This is a genomic window from Citrobacter sp. Cb031 (assembly GCF_030336725.1).
GTDB lineage: Bacteria > Pseudomonadota > Gammaproteobacteria > Enterobacterales > Enterobacteriaceae > Citrobacter > Citrobacter braakii.
Map to the genome: position 1 here is coordinate 444,051 of NZ_JAOWDA010000019.1, position 22,806 is coordinate 466,856.

The following is a 22,806-nucleotide window of genomic DNA, read 5'->3' on the forward strand; positions in this document are numbered from 1 at the left end:
CAATCTGATTGAGGGGATTTTCAGCAAAACGGCCCTGTTGGATGGTAGCAACAGCAAATCTGGCCGACAACCTGGAGCGATTGCAGGCCAGATAAGCGTAGCGCCAGGCAATTAACCGAGCAGCACGCGCTCAATATTATTGCAGCCCAGCGCTTTCAGGGTAGCGGAGGTCGCATCCCACTGAATCAACGGCGCATCGGCTTTTTCAGCCAGCACAGCACGCTGGATATCCGGGTAGTCATAACCGTTAAGGTTCAACAGGTTTAACGCGCCTTGCAGCGGCGGCAGGGTCGGGTTGAAGGCGGCATTTTCCGCATAGCTACCGCTAAAAATTCGACCATCTTTACATTCCAGCGCCACGCCGCTTGGGGAGTTGCTGTACGGCATATGACATCTGTTGGCGGCGGTGATAGCCGCTTGGGTCAACGCATCGCCCTGCAGCGCGAAGCCGTGATCCTGATCGTCCATCAGCAGCGTTTTAATCTCCAGATCTTTCGGTCCGAAGGCATCTGGCAGGTAATCGCGCAGCACGTGTGGCGCACGTCCCGGCAGATGAATACGTAAATCCAGTCCGCTGTTCAGTTCGTTCATAAACTGGCGACAGTGGCCGCACGGCGTGTAGTTGACGGTGATGGCGGCGAGCCCTTTTTCACCGCGCAGCCAGGCATGGCTAATGGCGCTTTGCTCGGCATGAACGGTTTGCTGCATGGTCGCCCCCAGGAACTCCATGTTCCCACCGAAGTACCAGGTGCCGCTGATGCCGCGAGAAATTGCCCCAACGTTGAAGTTGGACAGCGGAGTACGCGCGCAGGCCGCAGCCAGCGGCAGTAGAGCGAATGCCAGCGCGTCTTCGTCCAGTCCCGATTCGCGTTTCAGCAAAGAGACCTGCTCAGCAGTCAGCATGGCGGGGAAATGCGCATCCGCCAGAACAGGCGCCAGGGCTGATTGCAAGTTATCCGCGAGTTGGGCAAAAGCAGTTTGAAAACGTGGATGCATGGCGATGCCTCATAACAATGTAATGGAATCGTAGTTTACGGGCCTGTTACGGCTTTATATGTGATCCAAATCTCATTGTGTATGCAACTTATGAAACTTAAATTAAAAATGTGCAACGCATCGCAAATAATTAGCCAAAAATTGAAGGTTAACCGACCAGGGCCAGAATAATCGGGAACAGGAATGGGGCGACCAACGAGGTGATAATGCCGCAAATAACCAGCGCCAGAGAGCTAAACGCGCCTTCCTGATAGTCCAGCTCTGCACAGCGTGCGGTACCCAGGGCGTGCGACGCGGTACCCATAGCCAGTCCACGTGCGGCTTTGGTGCGAATACGCATCGCATTGAGCAAAGTATGACCAAACACAGCCCCGAGGATACCAACAAAAATGACGCACACGGCGCTGATGGCCGGAATACCACCAATACTGCCTCCCACTGCCATAGCGATAGGCGTGGTTACCGATTTCGGCATGATTGACGCAGCAATTTGCGGCGATGCGCCCATCAACAAGGCGATTGTTGTACCTGTGACCATCGCCACAAGGCTCCCCGCAAAGCAGATGGCAATAATTGATTTCCAGCGAGCGCGAATCTGGTGCAGCTGTTCGTATAACGGATAGGCCAGCGCGACCACGGCAGGTTGCAGTAAATCGTTCAGCACCTCACTGCCTTTGAAATAGTGATCGTAGGGAATTCCGGTCAGCATCAGAATGGGAATGATCACCACCATGGCGACCAGTAGCGGGTTCAATAGCGGCATTTTAAATCGTGCAGCCAGCTTACGTGCGCCAAAAAATACCGCCAGCGTAAGGGGTAACGACCACCAGATATACGACATCATTCTTTAGACCCTTTTTGCCCAACGATTTTGCGCTCACCGTGCACAATGTGAGAACTCCAGCTCACCACCAGGAAAACGACCAGCGTACTGATGGTACAGGACACCACCACCGGACCAAATTGCGCACGGAGCAGATCAAAGTACTGCATGATCCCCACGCCAATCGGGACAAACAGCAGGGCCATATAGCGAATCAGCACATAGCAGCCGGGGTTAACCCATTTTGCCGGTAGCACCTGCAAAGCCAGTAAGACAAACAGAATCAGCATGCCGATAATGCTGCCCGGAATGGTGATGGGGAGTAGCGATGCAAGAAAAATACCTGCATAGAGGCAGGCATAAATCAGGACGAATGCGCGCAAATATTGCCAGATAATGTTCAGTGCTTTGCTCATAGTTGAAACCCTTGACGAGACTGATTCATCATACAATTAAACTTCAAAACGTGCTACCGATCACATCATGAATTCTAAGCATAGAAGAAATAGATATCTGGAACATCGGGCGATGGCCCTAACTGTTCACGTTAAACCTGTGCCAGGTAATACAGAAAACGATTCAGGGCGGTCGTGGGTGTTTCATTGTTGCGCCAGAACACGCCTACGCTGCCTTTTTGTTCAATCTTCGGCAGATTCAGGATAGCCAGCTGTCCCTGGGCGGCATAACGCTGCGCCAGGCGTAGAGAAAGAATAGAGATCATGTCGCTACTTTGCAGCAGGTTGGTGCTGACGTTTATCGATGCCGACTCAATGATGTTTTCCGGTAGCATGACGCCGTTATCTACCAGCGCGTTGTCAATGCTTATCCGGATGGGCGTTCCCGTCGGCCAGACAATCCAGCGCCAGTTAGCCAGATCATGCCAGGTGAGCAGGGGATATTTTGCCAGCGGATGGTCGGGGCGCGCGACGAAACAGACCGGCTCGGTATACAGCACCTGGTAATTGAGCGGCAGCTGAAGCGCCCGGCCACCGACGCGTCCGACCACCACATCCACCGAACCCGCGAGCAGATCGTGCAACAGCGGGGTCATCACCTTCTCTTCAATATTAAGATGCAAGGTCGGCAGCTCTGTGAGCAAACCCAGTATCGCCTGTGAAACGCAGTCCGTCGCCACCGGCGAGCAGCCAATCTTCAGACTCCCTACCAGGCCTCCCTGCTTAAAACGGGCGATTTCATACTGTGAACGTTCCATATCATTGATCAGGCGTTGGGCATGCTGCAGTAGCAGCTTGCCGCCTTCTGAAGGGCGTAAGCCTTTGCTATGACGTTCAAAGAGTGTGATACCCATCTCATCTTCGAGCTGTGATAACCATTTTGACAACGCTGGCTGGGTGATATTCATCATTCGGGCGACGTGAGTCAAATTCCCCTGTTCGCCCAGCGCAATAAGCGTTTGCAGGTGGTGTAACTTAAGTTTCTGCGCCCAGTTAGCCATTTGCTATAACCTCCAGGTTATGCCTCTGCATGAAAAGCCATTGTACATTTCATCTCCAAACATACAAAGTCGCAACATACCTAAAACAAAACAGACATCTACTCTACCTGCACTGAGGCATTCACTATGACTCAACAACGTGATTTACAAGCACTGATCGATTCCGCCCCCGTCGGTAAGACCCAGTGGCGCGTTATCATTTGCTGTTTTTTGGTCGTCATGCTCGACGGTTTTGATACTGCAGCTATTGGTTTTATCGCGCCCGACATTCGCACCCACTGGCAACTGACGGCCGGAGATCTGGCGCCGTTGTTTGGCGCAGGCCTGCTGGGTCTGACCGCTGGCGCACTGCTCTGCGGTCCGCTATCGGATCGTTTTGGCCGCAAACGGGTGATTGAATTCTGCGTGGCGCTGTTCGGCGCACTGAGCCTGATTTCGGCTTTTTCCCCCGATCTGCAAACGCTGGTTTTTTTGCGCTTCCTTACCGGGTTAGGCCTGGGCGGCGCGATGCCAAATACTATCACTATGACCTCAGAATACCTGCCAGCGCGTCGGCGTGGTGCACTGGTCACAATGATGTTCTGCGGTTTTACCCTGGGCTCGGCGATGGGCGGGATTGTCAGCGCACAGCTGGTGCCGGTTATTGGCTGGCACGGCATCCTGGTGCTGGGAGGCGTGCTACCGCTGATGCTGTTTGTGGCTCTGCTTTTTGCGCTGCCGGAATCCCCGCGCTGGCAGGTTCGTCGTCAGTTGCCGCAAAACGTGATTGCCAGAACCGTCAGCGCCATCACCCGGGAACGTTATGACAATACCCAATTTTATCTCAACGAAGGCGCCGCGATTGCCAAAGGCAGCATTCGCCAGCTGTTCGTCGGGCAACAGTTGCCCATTACCCTGATGTTATGGGTGGTGTTCTTTATGAGCCTGCTGATTATTTATCTGCTCTCCAGCTGGATGCCAACGCTGCTTAACCATCGTGGAATTGACCTGCAGCATGCCTCATGGGTGACCGCTGCCTTTCAGATTGGCGGTACGCTCGGTGCGCTGGTGCTGGGAGTGCTGATGGATAAATACAACCCTTTCCGCGTGCTGGCAGTGAGCTATGCGCTGGGTGCGGTGTGTATTGTCATGATTGGTCTGAGCGAGAACGGCCTGTGGCTGATGGCGCTGGCCATTTTTGGCACCGGCATCGGCATCAGCGGTTCGCAGGTGGGCCTGAATGCCTTAACCGCCACGCTTTATCCGACGCAGAGCCGGGCCACGGGCGTCAGCTGGTCTAATGCGATTGGCCGCTGCGGCGCGATTGTCGGCTCGCTCTCCGGCGGCGTGATGATGGCGATGAATTTCTCATTCGATAACCTGTTTTTCATTATTGCCGTTCCGGCGGCCATCAGCGCGGTGATGCTTATGCTGCTGACGGTTGTTATCCGCCAGTCGGCCTCTGTCCCTGACGCGTTGTCACGCGTAGGCATCGTGAACAAATAAGGAGAATCTCTATGTCAGAACTTAATCAGGATGTTAAGAACAGCCGTCAGCAGTTTTACCAGCATATTTCCGGGCAGAATCTGACCCCTCTGTGGGAGTCGCTGCACCGCCTGGTACCGCCAACGCCGAACGCACATTGTGCTCCTGCGTACTGGAACTACCAGGAGATCCGCCCGCTGCTGCTGGAAAGCGGCGATCTGATTGGCGCGAAAGAGGCGATTCGTCGCGTACTGGTGCTGGAAAACCCCATGCTGCGCGGACAGTCTTCAATCACCCCAACGCTGTACGCCGGATTGCAGTTAATCATGCCGGGCGAGGTTGCCCCGAGTCACCGGCATAATCAGTCTGCGCTGCGCTTTATTGTCGAAGGGAAAGGGGCATTTACCGCGGTGGATGGCGAGCGCACCCAAATGCATGAAGGCGATTTTATTCTGACGCCACAGTGGCGCTGGCACGACCACGGCAACCCAGGCAGTGAACCGGTGGTGTGGCTGGACGGTCTGGATCTGCCACTGGTGAATCTGCTGGGTTGCGGCTTTGCGGAAGATTACCCGGAGGATCAGCAGCCGGTCACGCGTAAGGAAGGGGATTACTTACCACGCTACGCGGCCAATATGCTGCCGCTGCGTCATCAGAAGGGTAACTCATCGCCAATTTTCAACTATCGCTACGATCGCAGCCGTGAAGCGCTGCATGACCTGACCCGCATGGGCGACGCCGATGAGTGGGACGGTTACAAGATGCGTTACGTCAACCCGGTAACCGGTGGTTATCCCATGCCTTCAATGGGGACCTTTTTACAACTGTTGCCGAAGGGCTTTTCCTCGCGGATGGCGCGTACCACCGACAGCACTATCTATCACGTGGTGGAAGGAAGCGGGCAGGTCACCATCGGCACCGAGACTTTAAATTTTTCGCCAAAAGATATCTTCGTGGTGCCAACCTGGCACGGCGTGTCATTCCAGGCCCACGAAGATGCCGTCTTATTTAGTTTTTCGGACAGACCGGTTCAGGAAGCGCTGGGGTTGTTCCGTGAAGCACGTTATTAATTTGGGAGAGAGAAAATGACGCAATACGTATTCGAACCACAAGCGCCTGTTACCGTTCCGGTCGTTGGCAGTAATGAACAGTTTCCCGTGCGTCGCGTTTACTGCGTGGGCCGCAACTATGCTGCTCATGCACGTGAAATGGGTTTTGATCCGGATCGCGAACCGCCGTTCTTCTTCTGTAAACCTGCCGATGCGGTGGTCCCGGTGGCGGCCGGTCAAACCCTCGAGCTGCCATACCCGTCGCAGACCGATAACTATCACTATGAGATAGAGCTGGTGGTGGCGATCGGTAAAAAGGGCAGCGATATACCCCTGGAAAAAGCGCACGAATATATCTGGGGCTATGCCACTGGTCTGGATATGACCCGCCGCGACAGGCAGATGGAGATGCGCCAGATGGGGCGTCCGTGGGAAATCGGCAAAGCATTTGATCTCTCTGCCCCCATCGCGCCGCTGCATAAAGCCAGCGAAAGTGCGGATGTTAACAACGCCCCTATCTGGTTGCAGGTCAACGGCGACGATCATCAGCGTAGCGATATTCGCCACCTCATCTGGTCCGTTAATGAAACCATTAGCTATCTGTCCGGCTTTTTCGAACTACAGCCGGGCGATTTGATCTACACAGGCACGCCAGAGGGCGTGGGCGCAGTGGTGAAAGGAGATGTGATCACCGGCAATGTAGACGGTTTAACCCCCATCGCTGTGAAGATTGTCTGAGGTGGATGATGAAGCTGTACAGTTTCTTTAACAGCTCCGCGTCATATCGCGTACGCATTGCGCTGGCGCTGAAGGGGCTTGATTACCAGACGGTGGGTGTCAACATTCGCATCGGTCAGCAGAACGAGCTGGCCTACCGGCGGATGAACCCGGTAGGGCTTGTACCGACGCTGGTCACTGATGAGGGAGAATCACTCGGGCAGTCGCTGGCGATAACCGACTGGCTGGATGGTCACTTTCCGCAGTCGCCGCTGCTGCCAGCCGACTTCCCGGCGCGCAGCCGGGTGCTGGAAATTGTTTATGCCATCGCTTGTGATATCCATCCCGTGAATAACATGCGGGTACTGCGCTACCTGAGCGAAGAGCTAAAGGTCAGTGAAGAGGATAAAAAACGCTGGTATGCGCACTGGATCCAGCAAGGGTTAAGCGCGGTTGAACAGATGCTGCGCCAGAGTCAGTCGGGGACGTTCTGCGTGGGGGATGCGCCGACGCTGGCGGATTGCTGTCTGATCCCACAGTGGGCGAACGCGTTACGTATGGGCTGTGATCTGAGCGGGTATCCGCGCTGTAAGGCGGTATATGATGCCTGTACCCAGCTTCCGGCGTTTATCGCCGCCGCGCCCGAGAATCAACAAGACAAAATTCCAGCCTGATAAGGAGAACGACAATGGCTAAAGTGACACGCGCAATTATCGTGGGTGGCGGGATTGGCGGCGCGGCGACCGCGCTGTCGCTGGCCCGTCAAGGCATTAAAGTGATGTTGCTGGAGAAAGCGCACGAGATTGGTGAGATTGGTGCGGGCATTCAGCTCGGGCCGAACGCGTTTTCTGCTCTGGACAGCCTTGGCGTGGGTGACGTCGCTCGCAAGCGCGCCGTTTTTACCGATCACATCACCATGATGGATGCGGTAAACGCGAAAGAGGTTGTACGCATTGAAACCGGGCAAGCGTTCCGCGATCACTTTGGCGGTCCTTATGCGGTTATCCATCGGGTTGATATTCATGCTTCTGTCTGGGAAGCAGCACTGGTTCATCCCAACGTTGAGTATCGCACTTCAACTAACGTGGTTGATATTCGCCAGACAGAAGATGATGTGACGGTCTTTGATGAGCACGGTAACAGCTGGACAGCGGATATTTTGGTGGGCTGTGACGGTGTGAAGTCGGTTGTGCGTCAGTCTCTGATTGGCGATGCGCCACGCGTGACCGGGCACGTGGTCTATCGCGCGGTGATTGATTGCGATGATATGCCGGAAGATTTGCGCATTAACGCGCCGGTGCTATGGGCCGGACCGCACTGCCACCTGGTGCACTATCCACTGCGCGGCGGCAAGCAGTATAACCTGGTAGTGACCTTCCACAGTCGTCAGCAGGAGGAGTGGGGGGTGAAGGATGGCAGTAAAGAGGAAGTGCTCTCCTATTTTGCCGGTATTCATGCGCGTCCGCGTCAGATGCTGGATAAGCCGACCTCATGGCGTCGTTGGTCCACCGCTGACCGCGAACCGGTAGAGAAATGGGGGACCGACCGCATTACGCTGGTGGGTGATGCTGCGCATCCGGTGGCACAATATATGGCGCAGGGTGCCTGTATGGCGCTTGAAGATGCTGTCACTCTCGGTAAGGCGTTACAGCAGTGTGACGGCGATGCGGCTGATGCCTTTGCCTTGTATGAGTCGGTGCGTATTCCGCGTACTGCGCGCATCGTCTGGTCGACGCGCGAAATGGGACGTGTGTACCACGCCGCAGGCGTCGAGCGCCAGGTGCGTAATCTGCTGTGGAAAGGCAAATCTCAGGCGGAATTTTATCGTGGTATGGAATGGCTGTACGGCTGGAAAGAAGATAACTGCCTGTTGCCGCGCTGAGCCTCTTTAATCTCCCGAACGGAGGCGCTACCATAGCGCCTCTTTTTTTGCGGGTGACGATATGCGTGTTTTACTGGCGCCGATGGAAGGCGTGCTCGACTCACTGGTGCGCGAGCTGCTGACTGAAGTGAATGATTACGATCTGTGCATCACCGAGTTTGTGCGCGTGGTGGATCAGCTCCTGCCGGCAAAAGTATTCCATCGGCTCTGCCCGGAACTGCATAACAATAGCCGGACGCCATCCGGCACGCGGGTGCGCATACAGTTGCTGGGGCAGTATCCGCAGTGGCTGGCGGAGAACGCGGCGCGTGCGGTAGAACTGGGCTCGTTTGGTGTCGATCTGAACTGTGGCTGCCCGTCGAAGCTGGTCAACGGCAGCGGCGGTGGCGCAACGTTATTAAAAGATCCTGAACTCATCTACCGGGGCGCAAAAGCCATGCGCGAGGCGGTGCCTGCGCATCTCCCCGTGACGGTGAAAGTGCGTCTGGGCTGGGACAACAGCGACAGGCAGTTTGAAATTGCTGATGCCGTTCAGCAGGCTGGCGCCAGCGAGCTGGCGGTGCATGGCCGAACCAAGGAACAGGGCTATAAGGCCGAGCATATCAACTGGCAGGCGATCGGTGAGATCCGCCAGCGGCTTACCATTCCGGTTATCGCGAATGGCGAAATCTGGGACTGGCAAAGCGCCCAGGACTGCATGGCTATCAGCGGATGCGATGCGGTGATGATTGGCCGTGGGGCATTAAATATTCCGAACCTGAGCCGTGTGGTGAAATACAACGAGCCACGTATGCCGTGGCCTGATGTCGTGATGCTATTGCAAAAATATACTCGTCTTGAAAAGCAGGGTGATACCGGGCTGTATCACGTGGCGCGGATTAAACAATGGTTAGGGTATTTGCGTAAAGAATACTCAGAAGCAACCGCGCTGTTTCAGGAAATCCGCGCATTAAACAATTCACCGGATATCGCGCGCGCGATTCAGGCCATTGATATCGCTAAATTGCATTAACACATTAATCGGCCACCGGAGTGGCCTTTGTTTCAAAAAATCATCTTAAACACGCCAGTCACCACCAATAACCCAATCAGAAAAATAACTAAAATAATCCACAGTAAGATTTTCATCAGCGTTCCTTTTTTGGTGAGTTCAGGTTAAGTATAGGAAAGCCTCTGAAAATCTTCCTGTAATGACCTTACTCCGGTTTACGTGCGCTGAGCAGAAACACCATTGGCCGCTCTTTTTCTTCATCCAGCGCCGGGTTTTCAGCAATCTGTTCAGCGGACGGTCCCCATTCATCGACACAAACGATTTCGAATCCGGCGGCTATCAGCGCATTAATCCAGGTCGCCAGCTTACGGTGCTGTTTTTTGACACCCTCCGCGAACCAGTTACTGATGCGTGTGCCTTCCTGCTGATAATGATTGACCGGCCAGGACTGTTGCCCGGTTTTATCTTTTATCCAACCCTGGTTAAGCGGTGCAGTATAAATGGGATGCTCGGCAGAGAATACCAACATGCCTCCCGGTGTTAACGACTGATAAATCGTTACGAATAATCGCGCGATATCGCGCAAATAGTGCAGGGCAAGTGAGCTGTAAACCAGGTCAAAGGAATTTGGCGACAGGCAAAGCGTCTCGAGATCTTCACGGCGATAAACGATGCCATTACCCTGCGTCATGCTGTGCGCCTGGGTTAACATCTTTTGTGAAATATCCAGTCCCACTACGCTGGCCGCCTGGTTATCGCGCGCGTAGCGGCAAAACCAGCCATATCCGCAACCCAAATCGAGGATATTTTTTCCCTGTAGAGCGGGGAGCATCGCTTGTATTGTCGGCCATTCTGGCGCACCGTCGAGCCCTTTTACTGAACGGTCCAGTGTGGCATATCCGGCAAAGAACTCGGGATCGTCATAGATATTCTGTGACATAATGTCTCCATCCATAAATTATTAAAATTAATTAATCTAAATTATTTGTTGGGTGTATATTTTTCCGATTATATATTTTTATTGCCAAAGGTGTATTGCCACGCGTAACTAAAAAAGGAAACGCGACAAGTCGTAATCTCAGCACATCTTTTCTTACCTGTGTCTCTCCATGAATCGTAATTCTGCTTTTGTCACGACGGCATTGTTGCCGCTTTTTATTTTGATGTCAGGTTGCGCGCCGATGCATGATGACCGCCAGTCTCTGTCACAGCAGACCCCCGCTGCGAATGTCGATACCACATTGCCTGCGGCGTTAAAAAATGGCTGGCCGGACAGCCAATGGTGGAAGGCATACCATGACCCCCAGCTTAATGCGCTGATTGACAGCACGTTACGAAACTCTCCTGATATGCAGGTCGCGGAACAGCGCATTCAACTGGCGGAGGCGCAGGCTAAGGCTGTGGAGGCGCAGGATGGCCCGGAGATCGATTTCTCTGCAGATGTGGAGCGTCAGAGAATGTCAGCCGAAGGGCTGATGGGTCCGTTTGCCATTACCGATCCGGCCACCGGGACGACCGGGCCGTGGTACACCAACGGCACCTTTGGTTTAACTGCTGGCTGGAATCTGGATCTGTGGGGTAAAAATCGGGCCGAAGTGACGGCACGTATTGGGGCCGTTAAGGCGCGTGAAGCCGAGCGCGAGCAAACGCGACAGGTGCTGGCGAGCGGTGTGGCTCGTCTATACTGGGAATGGCAAACGCAGGCCGGGCTGAAAACCGTGTTGACGCAAATCGAAACCGAGCAGCAGAACGTCATTAACGTTGATCGTCAACTGTATCAAAATGGTCTTACTTCTTCGGTGGAAGGCGTTGAAACCGATATCGATTCCAGCAAAACAGAGCAGCAGCTGAACGATGTCAGCGGTAAAATGAAGGTAATTGAAGCGCGGTTGAGCGCGCTGACCAACTCGCAGTCCACAGCCCTGAAACTCCATTCGACCCCGCTGCCCGCGGTGGAAAGCCAGCTCCCGTCCCAGCTAGGTTATTCGCTGCTGGCCCGCCGACCGGATTTGCAGGCGGCGCACTGGTACATTGAGTCATCGCTGAGCAGCATTGATGCGGCGAAAGCGGCGTTTTATCCCGATGTAAATCTGATGGCATTTTTACAACAGGATGCGTTACATCTGAGCGACTTGTTTCGCCATTCCGCGCAGCAAATGGGCGTAACGGCCGGGCTGACGCTACCTATCTTTGATAGCGGCAGGCTGAACGCGAATCTCGACATTACTCAAGCGCAAAGCAACCTGACGGTGGCGAATTACAACAAAGCCGTGGTGGATGCGGTGAATGACGTGGCGCGTGCAGCATCGCAGGTAGAAACCCTGGCGCAGAAGAATCAGCATCAGCAGCAGATTGAGCATGATGCACTGCGCGTAGTGGGTCTGGCGCAGGCGCGCTTCAATGCCGGAATTATTGCGGGCTCCCGGGTCAGTGAGGCAAAGATCCCGGCATTACGTGAACGGTGCAACGCTCTGCTTTTACAAGGACAATGGCTGGATGCCTCAATCCAGTTGAACCGTGCGCTGGGGGGCGGCTACCACGCTTCGTAACGCACCCGCCCGGTAGACATCGCGCTATCGGGCCGTACTTTTGCTGCTGCGTTTTTTTAACCACCACCGAACGCCTGGCACCAGCACAATCACCAGAGCCAGCCATATCCAGTGCTTAATATGCTGGTCGAGATTGTGTAGCCACGGCGCAATGACTTCTCCCCCCACGTAACCCAGAGTGGTAAATATCAGCGCCCACGCCAGCGCCCCCAGAATATTCAACGGCAGGAAAATTTTAGGCGGCAAATGGCTTGCGCCAATCAGCAACGGGCCGATCACGCGAAAACCATACATAAAACGGGTGCCAATCACGAACAGATAAGGACGGCGCTGGATCATTTTCTGCGCCCGGCGGATTTTGTCGCGATGTTTTGAGAAACGACGCAAAATTTTTCCACCGTAACGACGCCCAAGCAGATACAGCAATTGATCGCCAATCATCCCGCCCAGGGCCACAGAGATAACCACCAGAGGAAATTTAAGTAATCCCTGATGTGCCGCCACGCCGCCCAGCAGGGTAATGGTTTCACCTTCGGCCAAACTGCCAATGACCAATGCGGCGTAACCGTAATGTGCAATAAGACTGTTTATATCCATATGTCTGGATGACCTCCCGACGTTAAGCATACACCCTGTGAATCATCGTGGGGTTTAAAAGCGCTGAATTAGCGGTTCGTCATTTTTGTTGTTGTACAAAAATTAATCCAAAGCTGAATTATACTTGAACTGTTGAGGTCCGGAGCTGACAAGAAGGGGGCGGTATGAACCATGTCTGGGGGCTGTTTTCCCATCCCGATCGTGAAATGCATGTGATCAATAGCGAAAACGAAAGCGTTTCGCATCACTATACCCACCATGTACTGCTGATGGCGGCAATCCCGGTTGTTTGTGCGTTCATCGGTACCACACAAATCGGCTGGGATTTTGGCGATGGCAATATCCTTAAATTATCCCTGTTGACTGGATTTGCAATGGCGATTCTGTTTTACGGGGTGATGCTGGCGGGCGTTGCCGTCATGGGCCGGGTTATCTGGTGGATGGCGCGTAACTACCCGCAGCGTCCGTCGCTGGCGCATTGTATGGTCTTTGCCGGATATGTCGCGACGCCGCTGTTTTTAAGCGGGCTGGTCGCACTTTATCCGCTGGTCTGGCTGTGCGCATTAGTCGGGACTCTCGCGCTGTTTTACACCGGCTATTTACTTTATCTCGGCATTCCGACGTTCCTGAATATCACTCGTGAGGAAGGGTTAAGTTTTTCCAGTTCGACGCTGGCAATAGGTGTGCTGGTACTGGAGGTTCTGCTGGCTATTACGGTAATCCTGTGGGGTTACGGCTATCGGTTATTCTGACGGATAAACCTGTCTACGCTGCGTTGTTGACGTAAAAGTCAGCAACGCAGCATTTCGAGACGATTCTCCTGTGGCAGCAAACCTGCCGGATCGCTATGATGCCTGAGCTAGCTTGAGATAATACTTAATCTCTGGCGGTGTGCGTTGTGACGTGCGTGAACCATTATCAGAAATCTCATCATGCTGAAATTCCGAGTTTCATTATTAAGCCTTGCCCTGGTGCTGGCCGTTCCTTTTGCACCCCAAGCCGTGGCGAAAACGGCAACTACCGCAGCGGCTTCTCAACCTGAGATAGCGTCCGGTAGCGCGATGATCGTTGATCTGAATACCAACAAAGTTATCTATTCGAACCACCCGGACCTTGTGCGTCCGATTGCGTCGATTACCAAATTAATGACGGCGATGGTGGTGCTTGATGCACGACTGCCGCTGAATGAAAAGCTGAAAGTCGATATTAGCCAGACGCCGGAGATGAAAGGCATTTACTCTCGCGTACGACTGAACAGCGAAATCAGCCGTAAAGACATGTTACTGCTGGCGCTGATGTCATCAGAAAACCGTGCGGCGGCGAGCCTGGCGCATCATTACCCGGGCGGATACAACGCGTTTATCAAAGCCATGAATGCCAAAGCGAAAGCGCTCGGCATGACTCAGACACGCTTTGTGGAACCCACTGGCTTGTCGATTCACAATGTCTCGACCGCCCGTGACTTAACCAAGCTGCTGATCGCCAGCAAACAGTATCCGCTGATCGGCCAGCTAAGTACCACGCGTGAAGATATGGCGACGTTTGCCAACCCTGCGTATACGCTGCCGTTTCGTAACACCAACCATCTGGTATACCGCGATAACTGGAATATTCAGTTAACGAAAACCGGGTTTACCAATGCGGCAGGTCACTGTCTGGTGATGCGCACGGTGATTAACAACAAGCCGGTGGCGCTGGTGGTGATGGATGCCTTTGGTAAATATACTCACTTTGCCGATGCCAGCCGTTTACGTACCTGGATTGAAACGGGCAAGGTGATGCCGGTTCCGGCGGCGGCGCTGAGCTATAAAAAGCAAAAAGCTGCGCAGATGGCGGCGGCAGGTTCGGCGAAGGGCGAGCAAACCGCGCAGAACGATTAAATAAGATGTCTTATCCGGCCTACGCATAGCGAATATAGCAGTAGGCCGGGCAAGCGAAGCGCCCCGGCAACATGCCCGGTAGCGCTTATCTTTTTCAGATTTACGATTCTTTCCAGAACTTCTGCTTACTCGTTTTCCCAATACCCGGATTCATGCTGTTGGTGGGGTCATTCTCACGGTAAAAACGGGTCAAGGTTTCCGGCGCCTGATACAGATGCCCGACGTTATGCTCTGCCGGATACTGCGCCCCACGCTCACGAAGGAGTTCCAGCATCTGCTCTTTGAGCGCATGCGCATCCACGCCTTTTTTCACGATGTAATCCTGATGGAAGACGTAACACATAAAGTGACCGTAATAGAGTTTGTGCACCAGTTGACTGTCGATCTCTGGGGGCAGATGCTCGTACCATTCGGTGTCGTTACGACGCAGCGCGATATCCAGCGCCAGAATATCTTCCACCTCATCCGCATGTACGGCCTGATAACGAATAGCCGCGCCAGCCGCCGCAAATCGGTGCAAAAACGCCTTGCTGCCTTCTTCCGCCGTACAGGCAAAGAAGTCGCCTTCAGCGGTTTTGAAATACTCGCTTAGCCAGTTTTGGGCTTCAGCCACGCCGCCACCGGCCATTTTTAACAGCAGGTGATGCTCGTACTTATCGCGCCAGCTTTTCATGCGCGCCGGTAAGTGGCTGGGGAATAAATGACCAAATTTCTGCATTGCCCGGTCGGTGAAGTGAGGACGGAAAATTTTCACTTTTTCCAGCATCGCATCGGTGCGGCCTTTTAGGGTGAAGAAGAACGGCATTTTGTCGGTGCCGAGCTTGTCGATCATCAGAAACGTATCTTTGCCGTATTGCTCAGCGATATCGTAAATATCGCGGTGCATATATTCACCGGCGACCGGCAGATGCTCGAATTTTGCCAGAATATGACGGCGGATCTCCGTCAGCACCTCTGGCTGGTTGGTGCCGATGTAAAAGACCTGCTGGTTTTTTTCGGCTTCGAAGGTGTCCAGACGCACGGCAAAGACCGCGAGCTTGCCTGCACAACCGGACGATTCAAACAAGCGATCCGGGTCGGCGTTATAGCGTGCGGGCGTGTCTGCGTCGATATCTCTGACACGGGTAACGTAGTCGTGATCGTGCGCGTGACGCCCGTCGTGGCGAACATCGTCATCTCTAATACGCTCGTCATCCAGTTTGCTCAGGATCTGCTCCGGGGTCTGGCCCAGTTCGATACCCAGATGGTTAACCAGCTGTAATTTTCCCTGTTCGTCAATACGCGCAAACAGCGACATCTCCGTGTAGGCCGGGCCGCGCTGTACCAGCGAGCCGCCGGAGTTGTTGCAAATGCCACCGATAACCGAAGCGCCGATACAGGAAGATCCGATGACCGAATGCGGCTCACGGCCAAACGGTTTGAGCGCTTTTTCCAGCGAATAGAGCGTGGTTCCTGGATAGGCCAGCACCTGTTCACCTTTGCCGATGACGTGCAGCTTATCAAGACGCAGGGTGCTGATAATGACAATCTCGCGGTCGTAATCATTACCGCTCGGCGTAGACCCTTCGGTCAAGCCGGTGTTAGCGGCCTGCATCAGGATAATTTTATCCGCGGCGACGCAGGCGCTCAAAACGCGCCACAGTTCTAAAAGCGACCCGGGGAACACGACGGCAAGCGCATCGCCCTGGCCGGAGCGGAATCCCTTGCGATAGCGGGCGGTTTTAGCAGGTTCTGTCAGCAGGTGTGAATGACCTACCAGACGGGTCAGTTCATTCAGGAAAGCTTTATTATCTGTTGTAATGGAAGACATTCTCCACTCCTTGTGGTGGGACTCAATATCAGGAACAAGCATAGCGCTTTGTATGACAATACGCTTTCTCATTCATATTGTCTCTGGTTCGTCTTTTACTGATTCGCGCTGGTTTCGAAAATTAGGAGAATAACCTTAGCTTTCTTTATCGCTCCCGTTTAGTCTTACGGCAAACTGCGGTTTTTGTTATATTTTCGCTGCCTCGTCGGGAAAAAATAAAGAGAGAATCAACATGAAATGGCTATGTTCTGTAGGTGTCGCGGTGAGTCTGGCATTGCAACCAGCGTTGGCGGACACTCTGTTTGGTAACCATCCACTGACGCCAGAGGCGCGGGATGCCTTCGTTACCGATTTACTCAAGCAGATGACCGTGGATGAGAAGATTGGGCAACTGCGTTTGATAAGCGTCGGGCCTGATAACCCGAAAGAAGCCATCCGCGAGATGATCAAAGACGGGCAGGTTGGGGCAATTTTTAACACCGTCACGCGCCAGGATATCCGCAAAATGCAGGATCAGGTGATGGATCTCAGCCGCCTGAAAATCCCTCTCTTTTTTGCCTACGACGTATTGCACGGTCAGCGTACCGTATTCCCGATAAGCCTCGGTCTGGCGTCCTCCTTTAATCTCGATGCGGTCAGAACCGTTGGTCGAGTGTCCGCGTATGAAGCCGCCGATGATGGTCTGAATATGACCTGGGCACCGATGGTCGATGTCTCGCGCGATCCGCGCTGGGGCCGCGCCTCGGAAGGGTTTGGCGAAGATACGTATTTGACCGCTACGATGGGCAAAACCATGGTGGAAGCGATGCAGGGTAAAAGCCCGGCCGATCGCTATTCGGTGATGACCAGCGTCAAGCACTATGCCGCCTATGGCGCGGTTGAAGGCGGCAAGGAATACAACACTGTCGATATGAGCCCGCAGCGTTTGTTCAACGACTATATGCCACCGTACAAAGCCGGACTGGACGCCGGTAGCGGTGCGGTGATGGTGGGGCTTAATTCGCTGAACGGCACGCCGGCGACTTCGGATGCATGGCTGTTAAAAGACGTGCTGCGCGATGAGTGGGGCTTTAAGGGCATTACGGTTTCCGATCACGGCGCGATTAAGGAACTGATTAAGCACGGCACCGCCGCCGATCCTGAAGATGCGGTGCGTGTGGCGATCAAGTCCGGCATCAACATGAGCATGAGCGATGAGTATTACAGCAAATACCTGCCGGGGTTGATTAAGTCAGGTAAGGTGACGATGGCGGAGCTGGATGACGCTGCGCGTCATGTGCTGAACGTGAAATATGATATGGGGCTGTTTAACGATCCGTACAGCCATCTGGGGGCTAAAGAATCTGACCCGCAGGACACCAACGCGGAAAGCCGTTTGCACCGCAAAGAGGCGCGTGAAGTGGCGCGTGAAAGCCTGGTGCTGCTGAAAAACCGTCTGGAAACATTGCCGCTGAAAAAATCCGCCACCGTAGCGGTTGTCGGTCCGCTGGCCGACAGCAAGCGTGATGTGATGGGCAGTTGGTCTGCTGCCGGGGTTGCCGATCAGTCAGTAACGGTGCTGACGGGGATTAAAAATGCCATCGGCGAGCAGGGCAAAGTGGTATACGCCAAAGGGGCGAACATCACCAACGACAAAGGCATTGTCGACTTCCTCAACCAGTATGAAGAGGCGGTGAAGGTTGACCCGCGTTCGCCGCAGGCGATGATTGATGAAGCCGTTAACGCCGCGAAGCAGTCTGACGTGGTCGTCGCGGTAGTTGGTGAAGCGCAGGGAATGGCGCATGAAGCCTCCAGCCGCACCGATATCACCATTCCGCAGAGTCAGCGTGACCTGATTACCGCGCTGAAAGCCACGGGCAAACCGCTGGTTCTGGTACTGATGAACGGTCGTCCGCTGGCGCTGGTTAAGGAAGATCAACAGGCCGATGCGATCCTCGAAACCTGGTTTGCCGGGACGGAAGGCGGTAACGCCATCGCCGATGTGCTGTTTGGCGATTACAACCCGTCAGGCAAGTTGCCGATGTCTTTCCCGCGCTCTGTCGGACAGATCCCGGTCTATTACAGCCATCTCAATACCGGTCGCCCGTATAATGCCGATAAGCCGAATAAGTACACGTCGCGCTACTTTGACGAAGCGAACGGTCCGTTGTATCCCTTTGGCTATGGCCTGAGCTACACCACATTCACGGTTTCTGATGTGAAACTCTCTTCTCCGACGATGAAGCGTGACGGGACCGTGACGGCCAGCGTGCAGGTGACCAACACCGGCAAACGCGAAGGTGCGACGGTGATTCAGATGTATTTGCAGGATGTTACCGCTTCAATGAGTCGTCCGGTAAAACAGCTGAAAGGTTTTGAGAAGGTGAATCTTAAGCCGGGTGAAACCCAAACCGTTAGCTTCCCAATTGATGTTGAAGCGCTGAAATTCTGGAACCAGCGTATGCAATACGATGCCGAACCGGGCAAGTTCAACGTCTTTATCGGCGTGGATTCTGCCAGAGTGAAGCAGGGCGAATTTGAACTGCTGTAATTGATATCATGCCTGATAGCGTGACGCTTATCAGGCCTGCGAAATCGTACCATCCGGTAAACTCACTTTGGGTTTGCCGGATTTTTTTTATTGTATTATCGCCTTAGCGCGAGTAACTCGCAGTGTTACTACCCAATTGCCAGGTTAAGGCTTGATTTTTCGACTATGCTTTTTCCTCAAGTCTCTGAAAAGGGCCGTAAAAGAATGAGGAGTGCAGCATGATAATTTCAAAAGTTTGGGTGGGTTCGCTGGCGTTATTAGCCGCGATCAGCTTGCCCTTACAGGCCGCGTCACCCGTCACGGTCGGTTCAAAAATAGATACCGAAGGGGCGCTGCTCGGCAACATTATTTTGCAGGTGCTCGAAAGTCACGGCGTGAAAACCGTTAATAAAGTACAGCTGGGTACCACTCCGGTGGTGCGTGGGGCAATCACCTCTGGTGAACTGGATATTTATCCGGAATATACCGGCAATGGCGCATTCTTTTTTAAAGATGAGAATGATCCTGCGTGGAAAAATGCGCAGGCCGGTTATGACAAAGTGAAAAAGCTGGACGCAGAGCAAAATAAGCTGATCTGGCTAACGCCTGCGCCCGCCAACAACACCTGGACCATTGCGGTTCGCCAGGATGTCGCGCAAAAGAATAAGCTTGAGTCCCTTGCCGATTTAGGCCGTTACCTGAAAGACGGGGGGACGTTCAAACTTGCCGCCTCTGCGGAATTTATCGAACGGGCTGACGCGCTGCCTGCCTTTGAAAAAACCTATGGTTTCAAACTGAATCAGAATCAGCTGTTGTCGCTGGCGGGGGGGGATACCGCGGTGACGATTAAAGCAGCGGCGCAGCAGACCTCAGGGGTCAATGCAGCGATGGCCTACGGTACCGATGGTCCGGTTGCGGCGCTCGGTCTGCAAACATTAAGCGATCCGCAAGGGGTCCAGCCCATTTATGCGCCAGCGCCCGTTGTGCGTGAATCGGTGCTGCAGGACTACCCGCAAATGGCAGAATGGTTACAACCGGTATTTGCCAGCCTGGATGAAAAAACGCTGCAACGGCTGAATGCCAGTATCGCCGTGGAGGGGCTGGATGCGAAAAAAGTCGCAGCAGACTACCTGAAGCAAAAAGGATGGGTGAAGTAACGGAGTTTGCAGCAGGTGGGTGTTTTGTCGAATATTTTAGTAAATCGGGTGCTGTTGCTGCTGGTGTTTCTGACCATCGCGGCGGCAGCGCTTCCTTTCATCAGCTATGCTCCCAATCGCCTGGTTTCCGGTGAAGGGCGTCAACTCTGGGATATCCAACCCGACATGGCATGGGGATTAGCGGCGGCCTGTGTGTTGCTGTTTCTTCTGTGCTTTGTACCGGGAAAATCCGGCAATATATTGACGCTTATCGTTAGCCAACTGTTGGTGATTGCGGTGCTGGTCATCGCCGGCACAACGGCAACGTATCTGGCTCAGACGGGTAGCCCGCTGGCCAGAACCAGCCTGGGCAGCGGGTTCTGGTTAGGGCTGGGACTGATGCTGCTGGCAGCCAGTGACGCCATTCGTCGCATCACCGAACGGGCGTCGTGGCGTTGGTTATTGCACGCACAAATATTCATTTTGCCGCTGGTGTTACTGCTCTCCGGTACGTTTAACGATCTTTCTCTGCTTAAAGAATATGCCAATCGCCAGGATGTCTTTAACGACGCGCTGGCGCAGCATCTGACGATTCTGTTCGCTACCGTGGTGCCCGCGCTGCTCATTGGCGTGCCGCTGGGCGTCTGGTGTACTTTTTCTGTCTCCCGTCAGGGGCCGGTATTCGCGGTACTGAACATCATCCAGACTATTCCCTCCGTCGCGCTGTTTGGCCTGTTAATTGCGCCGCTTGCCGGACTGGTGAAGCACTTTCCCTTGCTGGGTTCGCTTGGCGTAGCGGGAACCGGTCTGACGCCTGCGCTTATTGCGTTGGTGCTGTATGCGCTCTTACCGCTGGTTCGCGGCGTAGTGGCTGGGTTGAATCAGGTTCCACGCGATGTACTTGAAAGCGCCCGGGCGATGGGGATGAGCGCGCGTCAGCGGTTTATCTCGGTGCAGTTTCCACTGGCGCTGCCGGTCTTCTTGCGCAGTTTGCGAGTGGTGATGGTCCAGACGGTGGGAATGGCGGTGATAGCCGCGCTGATTGGTGCAGGGGGATTTGGCGCGCTGGTCTTTCAGGGATTGCTCAGTAGCGCCGTTGATTTAGTGCTGTTGGGCGTGATCCCGGTCGTTGTGCTGGCTGTGTTGATTGATGCGCTGTTTGATTTAGGGATCGCGCTGCTAAAGGTATCGAATAATGATTGAATTTCGCCATGTCAGTAAAACCTATGGCCAGCAAAAAGCCGTCGACGACCTGAACCTGCAGTTAGGAGAGGGCAGCTTTTCGGTATTAATTGGCACGTCAGGTTCGGGCAAGTCTACCACGCTAAAGATGATCAACCGGCTGGTTGAACATGACAGCGGGCAGATCCGTTTCGCCGGGGAGGAGATCCGCAGCCTGCCGGTGCTGGAGTTACGACGGCGCATGGGGTACGCGATTCAGTCTATTGGTTTGTTTCCCCACTGGACTGTCGCGCAGAATATTGCCACCGTACCGCAGCTGCAAAAGTGGTCACGTTCACGTATTGATGACCGAACAGATGAACTAATGGCGCTGCTGGGCCTCGAGGCGAGTTTGCGTCACCGTTATCCGCATCAGCTCTCCGGTGGACAACAGCAGCGGGTTGGGGTTGCGCGAGCGTTGGCCGCAGATCCGCAGGTGCTACTGATGGATGAGCCTTTTGGCGCGCTGGACCCGGTCACCCGCGGCGCGCTGCAGCAGGAGATGACGCGTATCCACCGTTTGTTGGGACGTACCATTGTGCTGGTGACGCATGATATCGACGAGGCGCTGAGACTGGCGGAGCATCTGATTTTGATGGATGTGGGAAAAGTTGTGAAGCAAGGCACGCCACTGTCGATGCTCACTGCGCCAGCGAATGATTTCGTGCAAACTTTTTTTGGCCGCAGTGAACTGGGCGTAAGGCTGTTGTCGCTGCGTACGGTAGGGGATTTTATCCGTCGCGGCGAACACTCAGACGGCGAGCCGCTGGTGGATGAGATGACGCTACGTGATGCATTGTCGGTGTTCGTGGCGCGTGGCTGCGATGTCTTGCCGGTCGTGACGCCGCAGGGGTTGCCCTGCGGGACGCTTCATTTTCGCGATTTGCTTTCGGAGACGCCGACCCGTGAAACGTCTTGCTGATCCATTGCTATGGCTTGTTGCGCTGTTTCTGATCCTGTTGGTGGGGTTGCCTCACAGTCAGGCCCTGTTTAGTTCGCTATTTCCGGCGCTGCCGCGTCCCGTGTATCAGCAGGAAAGTTTTACGGCGCTGGCGTTGAGCCATTTTGCGTTGGTGGGGATTTCAAGCCTTATTGCCGTCATCATTGGCACCGGAGCGGGAATAGCGGTAACCCGGCCCTGGGGCGCGGAATTCAGGCCGATGGTGGAAACGATTGCCGCCGTGGGGCAGACATTTCCTCCGGTCGCCGTGCTGGCGATCGCCGTACCGGTGATGGGGTTTGGGCTTGAACCCGCGATTATCGCGTTGATTTTGTATGGCGTGTTACCAATCTTGCAGGCAACTCTGGCAGGACTCGGCGGAATTTCTCCCAGCGTGATGGATATTGCCAGCGGAATGGGCATGAGTCAGGGCCAGCGGCTGCGTAAAGTGGAGTTGCCGCTGGCGGCACCGGTTATTCTGGCGGGAATTCGCACGTCGGTGATTATTAATATCGGCACCGCTACGATAGCCTCAACCGTCGGGGCCAACACGTTGGGCACGCCGATTATCATCGGCCTGAGCGGGTTCAATACCGCCTATGTGATTCAGGGGGCGCTGCTGGTCGCGCTGGCTGCGGTGATAGTTGACCGCGGGTTTGAGCGATTAGCGAGCCACCTTACCCGGCACGTAAAATGAATGTGTAGCCTGCCAGCATGACGCCGCCGATACCGCCGATGGCCATCAGCAGGAAGAGGGTAATGACACCGATTTTAGCTGCGCTCATG

Annotated in this window: 23 protein-coding genes; 14 read left to right on the forward strand and 9 right to left on the reverse strand. The window is 54.3% G+C overall.

The window, feature by feature from the left end; all coding sequences use genetic code 11:
* Positions 1–111: 111 nt before the first annotated feature.
* From cdd to OGV93_RS03325, 4 genes are all read right to left on the reverse strand, one after another.
* Positions 112–996, reverse strand: a complete 885-nt coding sequence (cdd, locus tag OGV93_RS03310) for a cytidine deaminase (protein ID WP_016153713.1) — start codon at positions 994–996, stop codon at positions 112–114.
* Between the two features lie 148 nt (positions 997–1,144).
* Positions 1,145–1,840 (reverse strand): CidB/LrgB family autolysis modulator, encoded by a 696-nt coding sequence (locus OGV93_RS03315; RefSeq protein WP_016156974.1) that lies wholly within the window; start codon positions 1,838–1,840, stop codon positions 1,145–1,147.
* On the reverse strand, positions 1,837–2,235 hold the full coding sequence (locus OGV93_RS03320; RefSeq protein WP_016153711.1) for a CidA/LrgA family protein: 399 nt from the start codon (positions 2,233–2,235) through the stop codon (positions 1,837–1,839). Before OGV93_RS03320 ends, OGV93_RS03315 begins: the two co-directional genes overlap by 4 nt.
* Before the next feature lie 131 nt (positions 2,236–2,366).
* The gene (locus OGV93_RS03325) at positions 2,367–3,275 is read right to left on the reverse strand and encodes a LysR substrate-binding domain-containing protein (RefSeq protein ID WP_016153710.1); all 909 of its coding nucleotides are present in this window, start codon (positions 3,273–3,275) and stop codon (positions 2,367–2,369) included.
* Positions 3,276–3,401: 126 nt separating this feature from the next.
* Here OGV93_RS03325 and mhbT point away from each other — a divergent pair, with 126 nt between their 5' ends.
* The 6 genes from mhbT to dusC all read left to right on the forward strand — a co-directional run bounded on the left by mhbT (position 3,402) and on the right by dusC (position 9,399).
* Complete coding sequence (mhbT, locus tag OGV93_RS03330; protein WP_080858904.1) at positions 3,402–4,760, forward strand: 3-hydroxybenzoate transporter MhbT; 1,359 nt, start codon at positions 3,402–3,404, stop codon at positions 4,758–4,760.
* Positions 4,761–4,771: 11 nt separating this feature from the next.
* The gene (gtdA, locus tag OGV93_RS03335) at positions 4,772–5,809 is read left to right on the forward strand and encodes a gentisate 1,2-dioxygenase (protein WP_103928379.1); all 1,038 of its coding nucleotides are present in this window, start codon (positions 4,772–4,774) and stop codon (positions 5,807–5,809) included.
* A 15-nt stretch (positions 5,810–5,824) separates the two neighbouring features.
* Positions 5,825–6,526, forward strand: a complete 702-nt coding sequence (locus OGV93_RS03340; protein WP_016153707.1) for a fumarylacetoacetate hydrolase family protein — start codon at positions 5,825–5,827, stop codon at positions 6,524–6,526.
* Between the two features lie 8 nt (positions 6,527–6,534).
* Positions 6,535–7,179: a maleylacetoacetate isomerase gene (gene maiA / locus OGV93_RS03345; RefSeq protein WP_075849054.1), complete on the forward strand. Its 645-nt coding sequence runs from the start codon at positions 6,535–6,537 to the stop codon at positions 7,177–7,179.
* A 14-nt stretch (positions 7,180–7,193) separates the two neighbouring features.
* The gene (locus OGV93_RS03350) at positions 7,194–8,387 is read left to right on the forward strand and encodes a 3-hydroxybenzoate 6-monooxygenase (RefSeq protein WP_047359167.1); all 1,194 of its coding nucleotides are present in this window, start codon (positions 7,194–7,196) and stop codon (positions 8,385–8,387) included.
* Between the two features lie 61 nt (positions 8,388–8,448).
* The gene (gene dusC / locus OGV93_RS03355) at positions 8,449–9,399 is read left to right on the forward strand and encodes a tRNA dihydrouridine(16) synthase DusC (protein ID WP_019077218.1); all 951 of its coding nucleotides are present in this window, start codon (positions 8,449–8,451) and stop codon (positions 9,397–9,399) included.
* Between the two features lie 32 nt (positions 9,400–9,431).
* On the opposite strand, the gene OGV93_RS23900 is transcribed toward dusC, so the two are convergent.
* Positions 9,432–9,515, reverse strand: a complete 84-nt coding sequence (locus tag OGV93_RS23900; protein WP_019077217.1) for a small membrane protein YohP — start codon at positions 9,513–9,515, stop codon at positions 9,432–9,434.
* A gap of 68 nt (positions 9,516–9,583) precedes the next feature.
* Positions 9,584–10,318 (reverse strand): class I SAM-dependent methyltransferase, encoded by a 735-nt coding sequence (locus tag OGV93_RS03360; RefSeq protein ID WP_016156970.1) that lies wholly within the window; start codon positions 10,316–10,318, stop codon positions 9,584–9,586.
* A gap of 169 nt (positions 10,319–10,487) precedes the next feature.
* On the opposite strand from OGV93_RS03360, the gene mdtQ reads away from it, so the two are divergent.
* Complete coding sequence (gene mdtQ, locus OGV93_RS03365) at positions 10,488–11,927, forward strand: multidrug resistance outer membrane protein MdtQ (RefSeq protein WP_287109363.1); 1,440 nt, start codon at positions 10,488–10,490, stop codon at positions 11,925–11,927.
* 24 nt (positions 11,928–11,951) lie between these two features.
* Here the strand turns inward: mdtQ and OGV93_RS03370 are convergent, their stop codons facing one another.
* Positions 11,952–12,524: a DedA family protein gene (locus OGV93_RS03370; RefSeq protein ID WP_016153701.1), complete on the reverse strand. Its 573-nt coding sequence runs from the start codon at positions 12,522–12,524 to the stop codon at positions 11,952–11,954.
* A 164-nt stretch (positions 12,525–12,688) separates the two neighbouring features.
* On the opposite strand from OGV93_RS03370, the gene OGV93_RS03375 reads away from it, so the two are divergent.
* Complete coding sequence (locus OGV93_RS03375; RefSeq protein WP_016153700.1) at positions 12,689–13,276, forward strand: Yip1 family protein; 588 nt, start codon at positions 12,689–12,691, stop codon at positions 13,274–13,276.
* 180 nt (positions 13,277–13,456) lie between these two features.
* Positions 13,457–14,404: a D-alanyl-D-alanine endopeptidase gene (pbpG, locus tag OGV93_RS03380; RefSeq protein ID WP_016153699.1), complete on the forward strand. Its 948-nt coding sequence runs from the start codon at positions 13,457–13,459 to the stop codon at positions 14,402–14,404.
* 100 nt (positions 14,405–14,504) lie between these two features.
* On the opposite strand, the gene dld is transcribed toward pbpG, so the two are convergent.
* Positions 14,505–16,214 (reverse strand): D-lactate dehydrogenase, encoded by a 1,710-nt coding sequence (gene dld / locus OGV93_RS03385; RefSeq protein WP_016153698.1) that lies wholly within the window; start codon positions 16,212–16,214, stop codon positions 14,505–14,507.
* Between the two features lie 232 nt (positions 16,215–16,446).
* On the opposite strand from dld, the gene bglX reads away from it, so the two are divergent.
* The 5 genes from bglX to OGV93_RS03410 all read left to right on the forward strand — a co-directional run bounded on the left by bglX (position 16,447) and on the right by OGV93_RS03410 (position 22,717).
* A complete protein-coding gene (gene bglX, locus OGV93_RS03390; protein ID WP_016153697.1) occupies positions 16,447–18,744 on the forward strand; it encodes a beta-glucosidase BglX in 2,298 nt (765 codons plus the stop codon).
* 218 nt (positions 18,745–18,962) lie between these two features.
* Entirely contained in the window at positions 18,963–19,880 is a 918-nt protein-coding gene (osmF, locus tag OGV93_RS03395; RefSeq protein ID WP_047500997.1) for a glycine betaine ABC transporter substrate-binding protein OsmF, read from the forward strand.
* Positions 19,881–19,895: 15 nt separating this feature from the next.
* Complete coding sequence (locus OGV93_RS03400) at positions 19,896–21,062, forward strand: ABC transporter permease (protein ID WP_278249885.1); 1,167 nt, start codon at positions 19,896–19,898, stop codon at positions 21,060–21,062.
* Positions 21,055–22,002 (forward strand): ABC transporter ATP-binding protein, encoded by a 948-nt coding sequence (locus OGV93_RS03405; RefSeq protein ID WP_103928373.1) that lies wholly within the window; start codon positions 21,055–21,057, stop codon positions 22,000–22,002. Before OGV93_RS03400 ends, OGV93_RS03405 begins: the two co-directional genes overlap by 8 nt.
* Entirely contained in the window at positions 21,986–22,717 is a 732-nt protein-coding gene (locus OGV93_RS03410) for an ABC transporter permease (protein WP_016156966.1), read from the forward strand. The genes OGV93_RS03405 and OGV93_RS03410 overlap by 17 nt, the downstream gene beginning before the upstream one ends.
* On the opposite strand, the gene OGV93_RS03415 is transcribed toward OGV93_RS03410, so the two are convergent.
* Positions 22,698–22,805: a protein YohO gene (locus OGV93_RS03415; protein ID WP_003027354.1), complete on the reverse strand. Its 108-nt coding sequence runs from the start codon at positions 22,803–22,805 to the stop codon at positions 22,698–22,700. The two genes, OGV93_RS03410 and OGV93_RS03415, sit on opposite strands and share 20 nt — an antisense overlap.
* Position 22,806 lies beyond the last annotated feature (1 nt).

Coding starts and splice junctions, on each gene's coding strand:
- OGV93_RS23900 (WP_019077217.1), bottom strand. CDS start 9,515: ATGAAAATCTTACTGTGGATTATTTTAGTTATTTTTCTGATTGGGTTA.
- osmF (WP_047500997.1), top strand. CDS start 18,963: ATGATAATTTCAAAAGTTTGGGTGGGTTCGCTGGCGTTATTAGCCGCG.
- OGV93_RS03375 (WP_016153700.1), top strand. CDS start 12,689: ATGAACCATGTCTGGGGGCTGTTTTCCCATCCCGATCGTGAAATGCAT.
- OGV93_RS03415 (WP_003027354.1), bottom strand. CDS start 22,805: ATGAGCGCAGCTAAAATCGGTGTCATTACCCTCTTCCTGCTGATGGCC.
- OGV93_RS03320 (WP_016153711.1), bottom strand. CDS start 2,235: ATGAGCAAAGCACTGAACATTATCTGGCAATATTTGCGCGCATTCGTC.
- cdd (WP_016153713.1), bottom strand. CDS start 996: ATGCATCCACGTTTTCAAACTGCTTTTGCCCAACTCGCGGATAACTTG.
- OGV93_RS03340 (WP_016153707.1), top strand. CDS start 5,825: ATGACGCAATACGTATTCGAACCACAAGCGCCTGTTACCGTTCCGGTC.
- mdtQ (WP_287109363.1), top strand. CDS start 10,488: ATGAATCGTAATTCTGCTTTTGTCACGACGGCATTGTTGCCGCTTTTT.
- maiA (WP_075849054.1), top strand. CDS start 6,535: ATGAAGCTGTACAGTTTCTTTAACAGCTCCGCGTCATATCGCGTACGC.
- bglX (WP_016153697.1), top strand. CDS start 16,447: ATGAAATGGCTATGTTCTGTAGGTGTCGCGGTGAGTCTGGCATTGCAA.
- dusC (WP_019077218.1), top strand. CDS start 8,449: ATGCGTGTTTTACTGGCGCCGATGGAAGGCGTGCTCGACTCACTGGTG.
- OGV93_RS03360 (WP_016156970.1), bottom strand. CDS start 10,318: ATGTCACAGAATATCTATGACGATCCCGAGTTCTTTGCCGGATATGCC.
- OGV93_RS03325 (WP_016153710.1), bottom strand. CDS start 3,275: ATGGCTAACTGGGCGCAGAAACTTAAGTTACACCACCTGCAAACGCTT.
- gtdA (WP_103928379.1), top strand. CDS start 4,772: ATGTCAGAACTTAATCAGGATGTTAAGAACAGCCGTCAGCAGTTTTAC.
- OGV93_RS03405 (WP_103928373.1), top strand. CDS start 21,055: ATGATTGAATTTCGCCATGTCAGTAAAACCTATGGCCAGCAAAAAGCC.
- mhbT (WP_080858904.1), top strand. CDS start 3,402: ATGACTCAACAACGTGATTTACAAGCACTGATCGATTCCGCCCCCGTC.
- OGV93_RS03315 (WP_016156974.1), bottom strand. CDS start 1,840: ATGATGTCGTATATCTGGTGGTCGTTACCCCTTACGCTGGCGGTATTT.
- OGV93_RS03370 (WP_016153701.1), bottom strand. CDS start 12,524: ATGGATATAAACAGTCTTATTGCACATTACGGTTACGCCGCATTGGTC.
- dld (WP_016153698.1), bottom strand. CDS start 16,214: ATGTCTTCCATTACAACAGATAATAAAGCTTTCCTGAATGAACTGACC.
- pbpG (WP_016153699.1), top strand. CDS start 13,457: ATGCTGAAATTCCGAGTTTCATTATTAAGCCTTGCCCTGGTGCTGGCC.
- OGV93_RS03350 (WP_047359167.1), top strand. CDS start 7,194: ATGGCTAAAGTGACACGCGCAATTATCGTGGGTGGCGGGATTGGCGGC.